The 17464-nt window shown below is 69.9% G+C and carries 9 protein-coding genes, 1 tRNA gene and 1 rRNA gene; 1 reads left to right on the top strand and 10 read right to left on the bottom strand.

Features of this window, described 5'->3' with window-relative positions; translation table 11 throughout:
* Positions 1-15 precede the first annotated feature (15 nt).
* From ACF1A1_RS31180 to ACF1A1_RS31150, 7 genes are all read right to left on the bottom strand, one after another.
* Positions 16-561, bottom strand: a complete 546-nt coding sequence (locus ACF1A1_RS31180) for a CinA family protein (RefSeq protein WP_392004344.1) — start codon at positions 559-561, stop codon at positions 16-18.
* Positions 558-1292, bottom strand: coding sequence for a CDP-diacylglycerol--glycerol-3-phosphate 3-phosphatidyltransferase (gene pgsA, locus ACF1A1_RS31175; RefSeq protein WP_392004343.1), 735 nt, complete (start codon positions 1290-1292; stop codon positions 558-560). The genes ACF1A1_RS31180 and pgsA overlap by 4 nt, the downstream gene beginning before the upstream one ends.
* Complete coding sequence (gene rimO, locus ACF1A1_RS31170; RefSeq protein WP_392004342.1) at positions 1289-2758, bottom strand: 30S ribosomal protein S12 methylthiotransferase RimO; 1470 nt, start codon at positions 2756-2758, stop codon at positions 1289-1291. Before rimO ends, pgsA begins: the two co-directional genes overlap by 4 nt.
* A 112-nt stretch (positions 2759-2870) precedes the next feature.
* Positions 2871-3704, bottom strand: a complete 834-nt coding sequence (locus tag ACF1A1_RS31165; RefSeq protein ID WP_392004341.1) for a helix-turn-helix domain-containing protein — start codon at positions 3702-3704, stop codon at positions 2871-2873.
* Positions 3705-3962: 258 nt separating this feature from the next.
* Positions 3963-6683 carry a DNA translocase FtsK gene (locus ACF1A1_RS31160; RefSeq protein WP_392004340.1) on the bottom strand — a complete coding sequence of 907 codons (2721 nt, stop codon included), beginning with the start codon at positions 6681-6683 and terminating at the stop codon, positions 3963-3965.
* A gap of 252 nt (positions 6684-6935) precedes the next feature.
* Positions 6936-7622: a two-component system response regulator gene (locus ACF1A1_RS31155; protein ID WP_392004339.1), complete on the bottom strand. Its 687-nt coding sequence runs from the start codon at positions 7620-7622 to the stop codon at positions 6936-6938.
* 244 nt (positions 7623-7866) lie between these two features.
* Positions 7867-13329 (bottom strand): HAMP domain-containing protein, encoded by a 5463-nt coding sequence (locus ACF1A1_RS31150; RefSeq protein WP_392004338.1) that lies wholly within the window; start codon positions 13327-13329, stop codon positions 7867-7869.
* A gap of 327 nt (positions 13330-13656) precedes the next feature.
* Between ACF1A1_RS31150 and ACF1A1_RS31145 the strand changes: the two genes are divergently transcribed.
* The gene (locus ACF1A1_RS31145) at positions 13657-16392 is read left to right on the top strand and encodes a SpoIIE family protein phosphatase (RefSeq protein WP_392004337.1); all 2736 of its coding nucleotides are present in this window, start codon (positions 13657-13659) and stop codon (positions 16390-16392) included.
* A gap of 54 nt (positions 16393-16446) precedes the next feature.
* On the opposite strand, the gene ACF1A1_RS31140 is transcribed toward ACF1A1_RS31145, so the two are convergent.
* From ACF1A1_RS31140 to rrf, 3 genes are all read right to left on the bottom strand, one after another.
* A tRNA-Thr gene (locus tag ACF1A1_RS31140) sits at positions 16447-16519 on the bottom strand.
* Between the two features lie 75 nt (positions 16520-16594).
* The gene (locus tag ACF1A1_RS31135; protein WP_392004481.1) at positions 16595-17257 is read right to left on the bottom strand and encodes a DegT/DnrJ/EryC1/StrS family aminotransferase; all 663 of its coding nucleotides are present in this window, start codon (positions 17255-17257) and stop codon (positions 16595-16597) included.
* Positions 17258-17371: 114 nt separating this feature from the next.
* Positions 17372-17464: ribosomal RNA gene (gene rrf, locus ACF1A1_RS31130) — 5S ribosomal RNA — on the bottom strand; the annotation flags it as partial.

Below are 17464 nucleotides of genomic sequence, written 5' to 3'. Positions count from 1 at the left end.
TCAGGGCTGCAAACATCAAAACCCCCCGTTCTGTTCCGTATCCTGTGCCCGCTCATTCCCGGTCTGTTCGTCCGCAAGCTCCCTCAGGAGCACTGCGAGTACGCTCCGTACACTCTCTCTACGAATTTCCGCGCGGTCGCCGTTCAACCGCAGGGCCTCCACTTTTCCGCCAGAGGCGGAACCGGAATCCGGCCCGGACGGACCGTCCACGGCCACGAAGACCGTCCCGACGGGCTGCCCGTCCTGGGGGTCCGGACCCGCGACGCCGGTCGTCGCGATGCCCCAGTCGGCACCCAACGCCTTGCGTACGCCGGCCGCCATCTGGGCCGCGACCTGCGGATCCACGGCTCCCCGAGCAGCCAGCAGGCCGGGGTCGACGCCGAGCAGTTCCTGCTTCAGCGCGGTGGCGTAGGCCGTGACCGACCCCCGGAAGGCCTGGGACGCACCGGGGACCGATGTGATCTCCGCAGCGACCAGACCACCGGTGAGCGACTCGGCGACAGCAAGCGTCTCGCCCCTCACCGTGAGTAGTCGCACCACGTCGGCGGCCGTGGAACTCACGCTTCCGTCTCCTCCAACGCGGCCTTGCGCTCGGCGATTCCCCGCCTGCGCAGCACAATGGCCTGTCTCACATAGTCGAGTCCGGTCACCACGGTCAGCACGACCGCCGCGGCCATCACCCAGAACCTCAGGGTGGCCAGCCATCCCGTCAGCGCCAGGACGTACATCCCGACGGCCACGCCCTGGGTGAGCGTCTTGAGCTTGCCGCCCCGGCTCGCCGGGATGACGCCGTACCGGATGACGAGAAAACGCAGCAGCGTGATCCCGAGTTCCCGGCCGAGGATGACACCCGTCACCCACCACGGCAGGTCGCCGAGCGCGGAGAGGCAGATCAGGGCCGCTCCCATGATCGCCTTGTCGGCGATGGGGTCGGCGATCTTCCCGAAGTCGGTGACGAGGTTGTACGTCCGCGCCAGATGCCCGTCGAACAGGTCGGTGATCATGGCGACGGCGAAGGCGGCCCAGGCGAGCGAACGCCATGCCGGGTCGTAGCCGCCGTCGGCCAGCATCAGCGCGACGAAGCCGGGCACCAGGAGCAGCCGGAGCATCGTCAGCAGATTGGCGATGTTCCAGACGCTCGCCTGGTTGACGGCCGCGGCCGTCAGCTTGCCGCCCCGCGGTGACTTGGCGGCACCCGAGGAGTCGTCGGCGGCGGAAGACGCGCCCGAAGCGGCCGTGGCACCCTTCGCCTGCGAGGAGCCGCCCGCGGCCGATGCCGGGACACCCGTCATCTGTCCGCCTCCTCACTACACTCGATCGAGCCCAGCAGGGGCTCGGCCACGAGGTCGACACCTTCCGTGCCGACCACCTTCGCCTCGACCATACGACCGACGCTCAGTCCTTCGCCCGACGTGAGCAGCACCTGGCCGTCCGTCTCCGGCGCCTGGTGCGCCCCGCGGCCGTACACGCCCTCCTCGTCCACCGACTCCACGAGCACGCGCACGGTCTCCCCGAGTCGCTCCTCGGCCCGCTGGGAGACGAGTTCCTCGGCGAGCCGCGAAACCCGCGCGAGGCGCTCGGCGACGACATCCTCGTCGAGCTTGTTCTCGTACGTCGCGGCCTCGGTGCCCTCCTCGTCGGAGTAGCCGAAGACGCCGATGGCGTCCAGCCGCGCGTGGTTCAGGAACCGCTCCAGCTCGGCCAGGTCGGCCTCGGACTCGCCGGGGAAGCCGACGATGAAGTTGGAGCGCGCGCCGGCCTCGGGCGCCTTGCTGCGGATGGTGTCGAGCAGCTCCAGGAACCGGTCGGTGTCGCCGAAGCGGCGCATGGCGCGCAGCACGTCGGGCGCGGAGTGCTGGAAGGACAGGTCGAAGTAGGGGGCGATCTTCGGAGTCGAGGTCAGCACGTCGATCAGACCGGGCCGCATCTCGGCCGGCTGGAGGTAGCTGACGCGCACCCGCTCGATGCCGTCGACCTCCGCCAGCTCGGGCAGCAGCGACTCCAGCAGCCGGATGTCGCCGAGGTCCTTGCCGTAGGAGGTGTTGTTCTCGGAGACCAGCATGATCTCCTTGACGCCCTGCTCGGCCAGCCACCGCGTCTCGTTCAGCACGTCGCTGGGGCGGCGGGAGATGAAGGAGCCGCGGAAGGACGGGATGGCGCAGAAGGTGCAGCGCCGGTCGCAGCCGGAGGCGAGCTTGACCGAGGCGACCGGGGCTCCGTCGAGGCGGCGGCGCAGCGGCGCGCGGGGGCCGGACGCCGGGGCGAGGCCGTCCGGGAGATCCACCGGGCCGTGCCCGGGCAGCGCGACGTCGGCGGCCGACGCCTGCCGCTCCGCCGGGCTGATCGGCAGCAGCTTGCGCCGGTCGCGCGGAGTGTGGGCGGCGTGGATGCCGCCGGACAGGATCGTCTGGAGGCGGTCGGAGATGTCGGCGTAGTCGTCGAAGCCGAGCACGCCGTCGGCCTCCGGGAGGGCCTCGGCGAGATCCTTGCCGTACCGCTCGGCCATGCAGCCCACCGCCACGACGGCCTGGGTTCTGCCGTGATCCTTGAGGTCGTTGGCCTCGAGGAGGGCGTCGACCGAGTCCTTCTTGGCGGCGTCGACGAAACCGCAGGTGTTGACGACGGCGACGTCCGCGTCCGCGGCGTCCTCCACGAGCTGCCAGCCGTCCGCCTCCAAACGGCCTGCGAGCTCCTCCGAGTCCACCTCGTTACGGGCGCAGCCAAGGGTGACGAGTGCGACGGTACGGCGTTCAGGCATGGGCTCAAGACTACTTCGTCCGGCTGACACCCCACGTCGACGGGTTGGCGATCTTCATGCCGACGGGGCCGGCGATCCCCGCCGACCCCGTCCGCCCCAGGGCACGCCCCGCTCACCCGGCCTGCGGGTCACCCTTCGTGTACGTCAGTCGCTCCACGGCCCCCGGCTGCCAGTCGTCCTCGATCTTCTTGCCGTTGACGTACAGCTGGATCGCGCCCGCGTCGCCGAGGACGAGGTTGATCTTCTCGCTGTCCTGGAAGGTCTTGGAGTCGCCCTGCTTGAGCAGACCGTCGAAGAGCAGTCGGCCGTTGTGGTCCTTGGCGGAGATCCAGCTCTTGCCGTCGGTGGCGCTGACCTGGACGGTCACCTTGTCCTGGGGCGCGGCGGCGATGGCGCTGTCGGAGGGGTCGGGCGTCTCGTCGGCCGTCTTGTCGCTCTTCGGGGTGGGCGAGGCGGGCGCGCTGGTGGTCGGCGTGGTGCCGTCGGCGACGTCCGTCGTGCCCTCGCCGCCGCCCTTGACCGCGGTGAAGCCGACGAACCCGATCACGGCGACGATCGCGGCGACCATGGCCGCGGTCCAGTTCGGCCCGCGCCGCTCGGGGCGGATGCGCTCCGCCTCGAACAGGGGTGCGGCCGAGGTGGGCGCCGGGCGGCCGCCGTGGGCGGCGTCGAACTGCTCGATGAGTGGGGCGGGGTCGAGGTGGACGGCCCTGGCCAGGGTCCGGATGTGCCCGCGCGCGTAGACGTCCCCGCCGCAGGCGGCGAAGTCGTCCGCCTCGATGGCGTGGATGATGGCGATGCGGACCCGGGTGGCGGTACTGACGTCGTCGACGGTCAGCCCGGCCGCGATGCGCGCCTGCTGAAGGGCGCGGCCGATGGGGGGGCGGGCTTCCTGGGAGACGTCTTCGAACGGACGCTCGTCTTCAGGGGAGTTGCCGATGGACACGGGGGCGCCTTTCGAGCGTGTAGCCACCTGTGCTGGAAGTTCAGTCTAGGGGGGGTGCGAAAGGGAGGGGCAACCGGGCGGTAACGCTTTGTACGCCATCGGAATGGCCGGACACACCGATGACGGGCCAGGTGCGACGCCCAGCATGGGACCCGCACCTGTTCTCTCGCTCAACTTGACGTACACCGAGGGGAGACGGTTGCTCGCCGCTCTCTAACGGGTGAGTCACGAACGCCCGCCGTCCCCACGGAGAAACGTCTACCCTTCAGCCTCCCCGCGGATCACCGCGAGCACGCCGTCCAACTCGTCGGGTTTCACCAGAACGTCACGCGCTTTGGACCCTTCGCTCGGTCCGACGATGTTCCGCGACTCCATGAGGTCCATCAGCCGCCCGGCCTTGGCGAACCCGACGCGCAGCTTGCGCTGGAGCATGGACGTCGACCCGAACTGCGTGGAGACGACCAGTTCGGCGGCCTGGCACAGCAGGTCGAGGTCGTCGCCGATGTCCTCGTCGATCTCCTTCTTCTGCTTGGTGCCCACGGTGACGTCGTCCCGGAAGACGGGCGCCATCTGGTCCTTGCAGTGCTGCACGACCGCCGCGACCTCGGCCTCGGTCACGAAAGCGCCCTGCATACGGGTCGGTTTGTTCGCGCCCATCGGCAGGAACAGCCCGTCACCCTTGCCGATCAGCTTCTCGGCACCCGGCTGGTCGAGGATGACCCGCGAGTCCGCCAGCGACGACGTGGCGAAGGCGAGCCGCGACGGCACGTTCGCCTTGATCAGACCGGTGACGACGTCGACCGACGGCCGCTGCGTCGCGAGCACCAGATGGATGCCGGCCGCGCGCGCGAGCTGCGTGATCCGCACGATCGCGTCCTCGACGTCCCGCGGCGCCACCATCATCAGGTCGGCCAGCTCGTCGACGATCACCAGCAGGTACGGATACGGCTGGAGCTCGCGCTCACTGCCCTCGGGCGGCTTGACCTTCCCCTCGCGCACGGCACGGTTGAAGTCGTCGATGTGCCGGTACCCGTACGCCGCCAGGTCGTCGTACCTGAGGTCCATCTCCCGGACGACCCACTGGAGCGCCTCGGCGGCCCGCTTGGGGTTGGTGATGATCGGCGTGATCAGGTGCGGGATGCCCTCGTAGGCGGTCAGCTCGACGCGCTTGGGGTCGACGAGGATCATCCGCACGTCCTCGGGGGTCGCCCGCATCATGACCGAGGTGATCAGGCAGTTGATGCAGGACGACTTGCCGGAGCCGGTCGCGCCGGCGACCAGCATGTGCGGCATCTTCGCCAGCGAGTGCATGACGTACCCGCCCTCGACGTCCTTGCCGAAGGCGACCAGCATCGGGTCGTCGTCCTCGGCGGACTCCGCCAGACGGAGCACGTCACCGAGGTTGACCATCTCCCGGTCGGTGTTCGGGATCTCGATGCCGACCGCCGACTTGCCGGGAATCGGGCTGATGATCCGCACGTCGGGGCTGGCGACGGCGTACGCGATGTTCTTCGTCAGCGCGGTGATCCGCTCGACCTTCACGGCGGGGCCGAGCTCGACCTCGTAGCGCGTGACCGTCGGACCGCGGGTGAAGCCGGTGACGGCGGCGTCGACCTTGAACTCCGTGAAGACGTTCGTCAGCGAGGCGACGACGGCGTCGTTGGCCGCGCTGCGCGACTTGCCGGGCCCCCCGCGCGTGAGGAGGTCGAGCGACGGCAGCGCGTAGGTGATGTCGCCGGACAGCTGGAGCTGCTCGGCGCGCGGCGGCAGCTCGCGCGTCTCCTCGGGGGCGGACTTGGTCAGGTCGGGCACCGCCCCGGCCTTCGGCTTGTCCTGCCTGGGGCGCGCGGCCGGGGCGGGGACGGGCGTCGGCGTGGTCGGCTCACGGTCGCCGACGCTCACGCCCTGGGTGAGGTCGGCGACGATCGGCGAGGGCGGCATGCCGTGCAGCACGGCACCGTCGAGGTCGGCCGCGGCGGCCGCGGCGATGTCCACGGCGTCCATCTGCCGGTCCATCGCGGGCTGCGGCACCGCCGAGCGCCGGGGGCGGCCGCGCCGCTGGGAGACGGCCTCCTGCTCGGCGCCGTCGGGGTCGTACACCTGCGGGGCGCTCGAGCGCCGGCGGGGGCGCGCGGGCAGCGCCTCGCGCCACTGCTCGTCGTAGCGCGCGTCGTCGTCCGTGACCTCGTCGTACCCGTCCGTCTCGGGATCGTGCAGCACGCCCAGACGCACCCCGAGCTGCCGCAGCCGCTGCGGGACGGCGTTGACGGGCGTGGCCGTGACGACCAGCAGCCCGAAGACGGTGAGCAGCACGAGCAGCGGTACGGCGAGGACCTCGCCCATGGCGTACGTCAGCGGGGTCGCCGCGCTCCAGCCGATGAGGCCGCCGGCGTCCCTGATCGCCTGCATGCCGTCGCCGCGGGCGGGCGAGCCGCACGCGATGTGCACCTGGCCGAGGATGCCGATGACGAGTGCGGACAGGCCGATCACGATGCGGCCGTTGGCCTCGGGCTTCTCCGGATGCCGGATGAAGCGCACGGCGATGACCGCGAGCAGGATCGGCACGAGCAGGTCCAGGCGGCCGAAGGAGCCGGTCACGAGGATCTCGACGAGGTCGCCGACGGGGCCGCGCAGATCGGCCCAGGTGCCCGCGGCGACGATCAGCGCGATGCCCAGCAGCAGCAGCGCGACGCCGTCCTTGCGGTGGGCGGGGTCGAGGTTCTTGGCGCCGTTCCCTATGCCGCGGAAGACGGCGCCCACGGCGTGCGCCAGACCCAGCCAGACGGCGCGTACGAGCCGGTAGATGCCCCCGGTGGGGCTGGGGGCCGGTTTGGGTGCGGGCTTCTTGGCCGCGGCCTTCTTGGCGGGCGCCTTCTTCGCCGGGGCCTTTTTCGCGGCGGCCTTCCTCGCCGGAGCCTTCGCGGGAGCGGCCGCCTTCCTGGCGGGCTGCTTCTTGGCTGCGGAGGGACGTGAGGCCATAGGTGTGAGGTTACCGGGGGAGACCACAGCGGACACGTGTGCCCACTGCTTCACCCGTTCGTGTCGCTGTCATGGAGGCGCGGAGCTGACGCGCTCCCCCGGCGACTGACGCGCTCCTACCGGTGGCTGACGCAGGCTCTCGTCCGACTGCGGTCCGTACCCGCGCGACCGCGGCACTGCCGGTACCCATGACTGCGGCTCACCCGCCCACGGCTGACGGCCGCTCACGCACGACCGTCCGCGCCGCACGCGTCAGTTCTGCGACGGCACCGAGGGCGAGCCGCTTCCGGTGCCGGGCTCCAGCGCGTCCAGCGCCCGGCGCAGACCGGTGAGTTTGCGCTCCAGATGCGCCGCCGTGGCCACCGCGGCCGCGTCCGCCGACTCGTCGTCGAGCTGCTTGGACAGCGCCTCGGCCTGCTCCTCGACGGCCGCGAGCCGCGCGGACAGCTCGGCGAGCAGCCCGGCCGACTCCTTGGCACCACCGGCCGCCGCCTTGCCGCCGCCGCCCTCCAACTGGAGCCGCAGCAGGGCCGCCTGCTCCCGCAGCTGGCAGTTCTTCATGTAGAGCTCGACGAAGACCGAGACCTTCGCACGCAGCACCCACGGGTCGAACGGCTTGGAGATGTAGTCCACCGCGCCCGCCGCGTACCCACGGAAGGTGTGATGGGGGCCGTGGTTGATCGCCGTGAGGAAGATGATCGGGATGTCCCGCGTCCGTTCTCGCCGCTTGATGTGGGCGGCCGTTTCGAATCCGTCCATTCCCGGCATCTGGACGTCCAGCAGAATGACCGCGAAGTCGTCCGTCAGCAGTGCTTTGAGCGCCTCTTCCCCGGACGATGCCCGCACCAGCGTCTGATCGAGCGCAGAGAGGATCGCCTCCAGCGCCAGCAGATTCTCCGGCCGGTCATCGACCAGGAGGATCTTGGCCTTCTGCACCATGGCCCGCCCTCCTCGCCCCGGCAGTGCACCGGGCGCCGCCCCTGGGGACGACTCCTTTGCGCCGCCCTTCCTTGTGCCGGTCATGGTAGCCGCACCCCGACCGTCGCCACACCCTGTCACCGTGATGTCACTGTGCACATAGCGGGAACGCGGCATGAGACCAGAAGGTTCCCCGAATCCCGCCCCGCTACACGGCCGTGACCACCCGGAGTCGGCCACTTCTCTCGTCCTCGGATGGTTCCCGTCACTCCTCCCGCATCCACTGCTCCATCACCGCCAACAGGTGATCGGGGTCGACCGGCTTCGTCACATAGTCGGACGCACCCGACTCGATCGCCTTCTCCCGGTCGCCCTTCATCGCCTTCGCGGTCAGCGCGATGATCGGCAGCCCGGAGAACTGCGGCATCCTGCGGATCGCCGTCGTCGTCGCGTACCCGTCCATCTCCGGCATCATGATGTCCATCAGCACGACCGCCACGTCGTCGTGCTGCTCCAGCACCTCGATGCCCTCGCGGCCGTTCTCCGCGTACAGCACCGACAGGCCGTGCTGCTCCAGGACGCTGGTCAGCGCGAAGACATTGCGGATGTCGTCGTCGACGATCAGCACCTTCTCGCCGACGAACCGGATGCCCCGGTGTCCCTGCGGCGCCTCGCGCCCCACGGGCGCCCACTGATCCGGGTGCCCGACCTGCGGCTCCCCGCCGGCCACGGAGCGCCGCCGGCGCCGGAAGAGCGCGGCCGGACCGTTCTGCGTCTCCCGGTACGACTTCACCTCGGCCGGTGTCTCGATCTCCACGTCGGACAGCTCCAACACCTCCGCGGCCCCGTTCTCGGACGCCACCAGGTCACCGGCCTCCAGCGCGGGCACGACCTGCTGGTAGCCCTGCGGCGGCAGCTCGCTCGGGTGCAGCGGCAGGTACAGGGTGAACGTCGATCCACGCCCCGGCTCGCTCTGCGCGTGGATCTCACCGCCCAGCAGCTGCGCGATCTCCCGCGAGATCGACAACCCCAGGCCCGTACCGCCGTACTTGCGGCTGGTGGTGCCGTCCGCCTGCTTGAACGCCTCGAAGATCACCCGCATCTTGCTGGCCGCGATCCCGATACCCGTGTCGGTCACCGAGAACGCGATCAGCGGCGCGTCCGGATCGGCCAGCGAACCGGCCTCTAGCAGCTGCTCCCGGATCGCCACCGGCACGTCCACCCCGGCCGGCCGGATCACCAGCTCGACCGACCCGGAATCGGTGAACTTCACCGCGTTGGACAGCAGGTTGCGCAGCACCTGGAGCAGCCGCTGCTCGTCGGTGTGCAGCGTGGCCGGCAGCTCCGGCGACACCCGCACCGACAGGTCGAGGCCCTTCTCCGCGGTCAGCGGCCGGAAAGTGGCCTCCACGTAGTCGACGAGCTGGACGAGCGCGATGCGCGTCGGGGAGACGTCCATCTTGCCCGCCTCGACCTTCGACAGGTCCAGGATGTCGTTGATCAGCTGGAGCAGGTCGGACCCGGCGCCGTGAATGGTCTCGGCGAACTCGACCTGCTTCGGGGAGAGGTTGCCCTCGGCGTTGTCGGCGAGCAGCTTGGCCAGGATCAGCAGCGAGTTGAGCGGCGTACGCAGTTCGTGCGACATGTTGGCGAGGAACTCGCTCTTGTAGCGCATCGACACCGCGAGCTGCTCGGCGCGCTCCTCCAGGACCTGCCGCGCCTCCTCGATCTCGGTGTTCTTCACCTCGATGTCGCGGTTCTGCCGGGCCAGCAGCTCGGCCTTCTCCTCCAGTTCGGCGTTGGACGCCTGGAGGGCCTTCTGGCGCTGCTCCAACTCCGCCGACCGCTCCCGCAGTTGCTCGGTCAGCTCCTGCGACTGCTTCAGCAACTGCTCCGTCTTGGTGTTGACGGAGATCGTGTTGACGCTGGTCGCGATCATCTCGGCGAGCTGGTTGAGGAAGTCCTTCTGGATCTGCGTGAACGGCGTGAACGACGCCAGCTCGATCACGCCGAGCACCTTGCCCTCGAACAGCACCGGCAGCACGATCACCTGCGCGGGCGGCGCCTCCCCGAGCCCGGAGGAGATCTTCAGGTAGCCGCTCGGCGCGTTCGAGACGAGGATCGTCCGCTTCTCCTCCGCGGCCGTCCCGACGAGCGCCTCACCCGGCCGGAACGACGTCGGCATGGACCCCATCGAGTAGCCGTACGAGCCCAGCATCCGCAGGTCGTACTGGTCCCCGTTGCCGTCGGCCGGCGGCATCGCCAGGAAGAACGCGCCGTGCTGCGCGGCCACCAGCGGCGGCAGCTCGCTCATGATGAGCGAGGCCACGTCCTCCAGGTCGCGCCGGCCCTGCATCAACGCGGACACGCGCGCGAGGTTGCCCTTGAGCCAGTCCTGCTCCTTGTTGGCGATCGTGGTGTCGCGCAGGTTCGCGATCATCTTGTTGATGTAGTCCTGGAGTTCCTGGATCTCCCCGGACGCGTCCACGTCGATCTTCAGGTTCAGGTCGCCGCGGGTCACCGCGGTCGCCACGCGCGCGATGGCACGCACCTGCCGGGTCAGGTTCCCGGCCATCTCGTTCACCGACTCGGTGAGGTCGCGCCAGGTGCCGTCGACGTCACGCACGCGTGCCTGGCCGCCGAGCTGTCCCTCGGTGCCCACCTCGCGGGCGACCCGGGTGACCTCCTCGGCGAAGGACGACAGCTGGTCGACCATCGTGTTGATGGTCGTCTTCAGCTCGAGGATCTCCCCGCGCGCGTCGATGTCGATCTTCTTCGTCAGGTCACCCTTGGCGATGGCCGTCGTGACCATGGCGATGTTGCGCACCTGCCCGGTCAGGTTGGACGCCATCTGGTTCACCGACTCGGTGAGGTCCTTCCACGTACCCGCCACACCCGGCACGTGCGCCTGACCGCCCAGGATGCCGTCCGTACCCACCTCACGGGCCACCTTGGTGACCTGGTCGGCGAACGAACTCAGCGTCTTCACCATCGTGTTGAAGGTGTCCGCGAGCTGCGCGACCTCGCCGCGCGCCTCGATCGTCACCGTCCGCGTCAGGTCACCGTTGGCGACGGCCGCGGCAACCTGGGAGATGTTCCGCACCTGAACGGTCAGGTTCTTCGCCATCAGGTTGACGTTGTCGCTGAGGTCCTTCCAGATACCCGTCACACCCGGCACATGGGCCTGACCGCCGAGGATGCCCTCCGTGCCCACCTCACGCGCGACCCGCGTCACCTGCTCGGCGAACGACGACAGCTGGTCCACCATCGTGTTGACGGTCGTGACGAGTTCGAGGATCTCGCCCTTGGCGTCGACGGTGATCTTCTTCGACAGGTCGCCCTTGGCGACCGCGGTGGTGACCTCGGCGATGTTGCGCACCTGGATGGTCAGGTTGTTCGCCATGAAGTTCACGGACTGCGTGAGGTCCTTCCAGGTGCCGGAGACACCCTGCACCTCGGCCTGACCACCGAGGATGCCCTCCGTACCCACCTCACGGGCCACACGCGTGACCTCCTGGGCGAACGACGACAGCTGGTCGACCATCGTGTTCAGGGTGTTCTTCAGCTCCAGGATCTCCCCGCGCGCGTCCACGGTGATCTTCTGCGAGAGGTCACCCCGGGCCACGGCGGTGGCGACCTGCGCGATGTTGCGCACCTGGGCGGTGAGGTTGCCGGCCATGCCGTTCACCGAGTCCGTCAGGTCCCGCCACACGCCGGCGACACCGGGCACCTGCGCCTGACCGCCGAGCCGCCCGTCCGTACCCACCTCACGCGCGACCCGCGTCACCTGCTCGGCGAAGGCGGAGAGCTGGTCGACCATCGTGTTGATGGTGTTCTTCAGCTCCAGGATCTCCCCGCGCGCGTCCACGTCGATCTTCTGCGACAGGTCACCCCGGGCGACCGCCGTCGTCACCTGGGCGATCTGTCGCACCTGCGAGGTGAGGTTGCCGGCCATGAAGTTGACGGAGTCGGTCAGTTCCTTCCACGTACCCGACACGCCGTCCACCCGGGCCTGACCGCCGAGCCGGCCCTCCGTGCCCACGTCCCGGGCCATCCGCGTCACCTGGTCGGCGAAGGACGACAGCTGGTCCACCATCGTGTTCACGGTGTTCTTCAGCTGCGCCATCTCGCCGGACACGTCGACGGTGACCTTCTGCGACAGATCACCGTTGGCCACGGCCGTCGTCACCTGGGCGATGTTCCTCACCTGTCCGGTGAGATTCCGGAACGCCGTGTTGACGGAGTCCGTCAGGTCCTTCCACGTCCCGGCCGCGCCCGACACCTGCGCCTGACCGCCCAGCTCACCCTCGACACCGATCTCCCGCGCCACCCGCGTGACCTCGGCACCGAAGGCCGACAGCTGGTCGACCATCCCGTTGACGGTGTTCTTCAGCTCCAGCATCTCGCCGGCCACGTCCACCGTGACCTTCTGCGACAGATCACCGTTGGCCACGGCCGTCGTCACGGCCGCGATGTCCCGCACCTGCGTGGTCAGGTTCCGGAAGACGGTGTTGACGGAGTCCGTCAGGTCCTTCCACGTCCCGGCGGCACCCGGCACGTTCGCCTGACCGCCCAGCCGCCCCTCGCCACCGACCTCGTTGGCCACCCGCGTGACCTCGTCCGCGAAGATCCGCAGCGTCTCCGTCATCTGGTTGATCGTCTCGGCGAGCTGCGCCACCTCACCGCGCGCCGGCACGGTCACCTTCCGCGACAGATCACCGTTGGCGACCGCGGTCGTGACCTCGGCGATCCCGCGCACCTGGGCTGTGAGGTTTCCGGCCATGGTGTTCACAGAATCGGTGAGCTCTTTCCACACACCGTCGACCCCGGACACCTGCGCCTGACCGCCCAGGATGCCCTCGGTGCCCACTTCACGGGCCACCCGCGTCACCTCGGACGAGAAAGCGGACAGCTGGTCCACCATCGTGTTGACGGTGTTCTTCAGCTCCAGCATCTCGCCTTCGACATGCACGGTGACCTTGCGTGACAGGTCGCCCTTGGCCACCGCCGTCGTCACCAGCGCGATGTCGCGCACCTGCGCCGTCAGCCGCTCCGCCATCGTGTTGACGGACTCCGTCAGGTCCTTCCACGAACCCGACATACCGCGCACCTGGGCCTGTCCGCCCAGCTTGCCCTCGGTGCCCACCTCGCTGGCCACACGCGTGACCTCGTCGGTGAACGTCGACAACTGGTCGACCAGGTTGTTCACCGTCCGCCCGACCTTGAGGAACTCCCCGCGCAGCGGATGCCCGGTCCCCTCCGGCGTGTGCGTCCGCAGCTCCATACGCGGCGACAGATCACCCTCGGCCACCGCCGACAGCACCCGTCCCACCTCGGAAACAGGGCGTACGAGGTCGTCGACCAGCGCGTTCGAGTTGTCGATGGCGGTCGCCCAGGAGCCTTCGCAGGCGCCCGTCTCCAGCCGTTCCGTGAGCTTTCCCTCACGCCCGACCATGCGCCGCACCCGCGACAGTTCACCCGTCAGGTGAAGATTCCGGTCGGCCACCTCGTTGAAGACCGCCGCGATCTCCGACATCACGCCGTCACCGGACACCGTGAGCCGCTTGCGGAAGTTGCCGTCCCGCATGGACACCAGGGCGGCCAACAGCCGGTTCAGGGCCGCCGTGTCCACCGTGGTGGTACTGCTTCGGGGTGTGCGCTGCCTGTTCAGGGACTGTCCGCCTTTCGCGCGCGCCTTAGTGCCCCGCGTCGCTGCGCCAGACTCCACTTGTCCCTCCCGCAGGGATCGACCGTCCTACTGCCCGATGAAATCAGGCAGGCCCAAGGGGCTGCTGCCCGCCGAACACAGAAGACACCCAGTCTGCCCGACCTTCACAAGAAGCTTGCCCAGTGTTTCACCTTCGCCGAACCAGGCCATAACAGTTCGGCAGCACGCACACACGGTCCGCACACCCTGGGGGCGGAAACACTGCTGACCGGCATCCGTACCGACGGGGAAGGTAAGTAACCTTGCATGCGGCTGTCCAGCCGCGCCGGTCCGTCCGGTCTGGGCGGTGGCACGAGTACGAGCGGGCATCGGAGGGCGGCCGCACACATGACCACCGGACTGATCCCGGGGGGACAGCCCCCGGAACCCCGGCCGACGCGCACGCTGCCGCACCAGCGGCACGAGCAGGACGGCCGGGGAGCCCTGCACGTCGACAACCGGCCGAGGAGTTCTGTGATCACCGCGCGCGCGGCCGCCAGCTTCGAGCCCGTGGGGCGATCGGTCGCGACCGCCCGCTCCTTCGTCCGGGACACCCTCCAGGGCTGGGGGTTCGCCGACATCGTGGACGACGCCGTGGTCCTGACCAGCGAACTGGTGACCAACGCGGTGGTCCACGCGGGCACCCACGCCGACCTCCTCTGCCTGCGTGCCGACGACGGCGTACGCATCGAGGTCTCCGACCGCTATCCCGAGCGCGAGATCCCCCTCCAGGGCTCCCCCGCCTCGATGGGCAGCCCGGACCGCGAGGGCGGCCGCGGCCTCCAGCTGTGCGCGGCGATCGCCGGACGCTGGGGCGTCGACTACACACCCACGCACAAGAAGGTCTGGTTCCACCTCACCCTCCCCGAGCGCCCCGTCGGCACCCGCGCGGCCGGCCCGTCGCTCCCCGCCGACCTGCTCCCGCTCGCCGACGGCCGCGTCCGCGTCGCCGTCGTCCAGATCGACCGCACGGGCGCCATCTCGGCCTGGAACGAGGACGCCGAGGAACTCTTCGGCTACCCGGCCGACCAGGTCACCGGCAAGCCCCTCACCGACCTCGCCGCCTGGCCGCACACCCCCGGCACCAGCACCGGCATCGCCGAGGCACTCCAGCTCTCCCGCTGGGAGGGCAGCTACGGCATCCGCGGCGCCGACGGCCGCGTGACCCCGGTGTACGCCTCCCATCTGCGCGTCCGCGACACCGACGGCGACCCTTCCACGGTCTGCCTCCTGGTCCGCGACCACGAACGCGCGGTCCTGCAGACGCCGTCGCGCGTCCCGGCCTCCGACACCGCCCCCGCCGACGGCCAGAGCACCGACCCGTTCGAGGTGTTCATCGGCTCCCCGCCCCCGGACGACCTCGACGGCCTCCTCCAGCGCACCGTGGAGCGCGCCCGCGACATGCTCGACGGCGACTCCGCGTTCCTGCTCCTCGCGACCGACGACGAAACGGAGTTGGAGGTCCGCGCCTCCACCGGCCTGCCCTCCGCCCGCCAGCGCTTCGCCCGCGTCCCCGTCGAGGCGGGCCCCGGCCGCTACGGCTCGGCCCGCATGCCGGCCGTCCACGAGGATTTGCTGGCCGTCCCCGGAGCCGTCCCCCTGCTCAACGGCACCGGCATGCGCTCGGTGGTCACGGTCCCGCTGAAGGTCGAGGGCCGTCTCACCGGCTCCCTCGGCGTGGCGGCGGAGGCCCCGGGCAGATATTCCAACGAGGAGGCCCTGCGCCTCCAGTTCGCCGCGGACCGCATCGCGCTCGCGGTCGAGTCGGCCCGCCTGGGCGAGCTGGAACGCCTGCGCCGAGGCTCCCTCAGCTTCCTCGTCGAGGCCTCCGACCTCCTCGCCGGCACCCTCGACCGGGACCAGACACTCGCCCTCATGGCCCAGATGACGGTCCCCACCCTCGCCACCTGGTGCGCGGTCTACACGATCGCCGACCAGGCCTCCGACCCGTACCTGTCGTACGTCCTGCACGAGGACGAGGAACTCATCGACGGCATCAAGTCGTTGCTCTCGAAGATCGCCCCGCCGGACCCGGTCCCCACCCCGGGCGCCCGCGTCTGGTCGGCCCCCGGCGAGGCGGCGCACGAGGCGGCCCTGCGCAGCTCCATGCGCAGTCTCGGCCTGACCGGCGGCCCGAGCCACCAGGTGACGTCCGGCATCGGCCCCACCCTGGCCACGGCCTCGGCGGTGGGCGGCGAGACCGTCGTCCTCCCCCTGGTCGCCCGCAACCGCGTCATCGGCATGCTCACCCTCGGCAAGCCCACCGACGAGCACTTCCGCCAGGAAATCCTGGAACTGGCCGAGGATTTGAGCCGCCGCGCGGCCCTGGCCCTGGACAACGCCCGCCTGTACTCGGAGCGCACGGCCATCAGCCAGTCCCTCCAGCGCAGCCTCCTGCCGCCGGAACTCCCCGAGATCGACGGTGTCGAGGTCGAGGTCATCTACCGCGCGGCCGGCGAGGGCAACGAGGTCGGCGGCGACTTCTACGATCTCTTCCCCATCAGCGACGGCGCCTACGGCTTCGCCATCGGCGACGTCTGCGGCACCGGCCCGAACGCGGCGGCGGTGACGGGCCTGGCCCGCCACGCCCTGCGGCTGCTGGCGAGGGAGGGCCTCAGCGGCCCGGCGGTCCTGGAACGCCTCAACTCCGCGATCCTCGACGAGGGCGCCCGCAGCCGTTTCCTGACCCTCCTCTACGGCGAGATGCGCCCGCAGGAGGACGGCAGCGCGGAACTGAAGGTGGTCTGTGCCGGCCACCCCCTCCCCCTCCGCCTGCGCCAGGACGGCACGGTCGAGGCAGCCGCCGAACCCCAGCCGCTCCTCGGCGTCATGGAGGACCTGGAGCTCTACGAGCAGACGGTCACCCTCGACCCGGGCGATGTCCTGCTCTGCGTCACGGACGGCGTCACCGAGCGCCGTGAGGGCACCCGCATGCTGGGCGACGACGGCCTCGCCGACGTCCTCACGACCTGCACGGGCCTGACGGCCGGCGCGGTCGCGGCCCGCATCATGCGCGCGGTGGAGCGCTTCGCGTCGGACGCCCCGTCCGACGACATGGCGATCCTGGCGATGCGCGTGGCATGAGGGAAAGGGCATGAAAAATCCCCCCGCCCGAATGGGCGGGGGGATTCTTTTCGGAGCCCCCAAACGGAATCGAACCGTTGACCTTCTCCTTACCATGGAGACGCTCTGCCGACTGAGCTATAGGGGCCTGCCACTTTTCGAGGTTTCCCTCGCGGCAACGGAATAGATCATACCCCGAACAGAGCCGTGGTCCCAAACGCCTTCAGAAGGCAGGCTGGAGCAGTCCCCCCAGTGCGTTGCAGGCGGACACGACCCGCTGCATGTCCCGCTTCGTCAGCGACGCGTCCACCGGCAGCGCGAGCGTCTCGTCGGCGGCCAGTTCGGTCTGCGGCAGCGAAACGCACCGCCGGAACTCGGGCATCCGGTGCAGCGGAGTCTTCACCGGCACCCGGCACGCGACTCCCCTCCCCCGCAGGGCCCGTGCGAACGCGTCCCGATCGGGCCGTCCGTTCCCCGGCACCCGCACGACGTACTGCTGATAGGTGTGCCCGTCCCCACCATCGGGCGTCCGTACGCCACGCAAGCGGGCATCAAGATAGGCGGCCCGCTCCCTACGCTGCGCGACCTCGTCATACGGCGCCTCGGACTCCCCGTGCTGCAACACCAGCAGCCCGTGCCGCTGCCCCACCTCGCGCAACCGCGAGACGTCCGCCGGCCGCCCGAACCGGTGTACGGCAACGACGGCCGCGGTCCGGGGAGTTACGGCGTCCGCGACCGCGACCGGGTCGAGGCAGTACGTCACCGGATCCACATCGGCGAACACCGGAAGCGCGCCCGTCAGGGCCACCGCCTCGGCCACTTCCACGTTGCCGAAGGCCGGCACGACGACCTCGTCACCGACTCCGACGCCTGCGGCCCTGAGCAGTGCTGCAGTACCCATGCGGTGGATGCTGGGCGCGCGACATGAACCTCAAGTGACGAAAAACAAAAAAGGGTTGGGCTCCGAACCGAAGTTCAGGGCCCAACCCTTTGAATGATTGTTCGGCGGCGTCCTACTCTCCCACAGGGTCCCCCCTGCAGTACCATCGGCGCTGTAAGGCTTAGCTTCCGGGTTCGGAATGTAACCGGGCGT

The organism is Streptomyces sp. NPDC014995 (genome assembly GCF_043080745.1).
Classification (GTDB): Bacteria; Actinomycetota; Actinomycetes; order Streptomycetales; family Streptomycetaceae; genus Streptomyces.
Note: the sequence above shows the minus strand (reverse complement) of the source record. Positions and strands in the feature narration are given on the sequence as shown.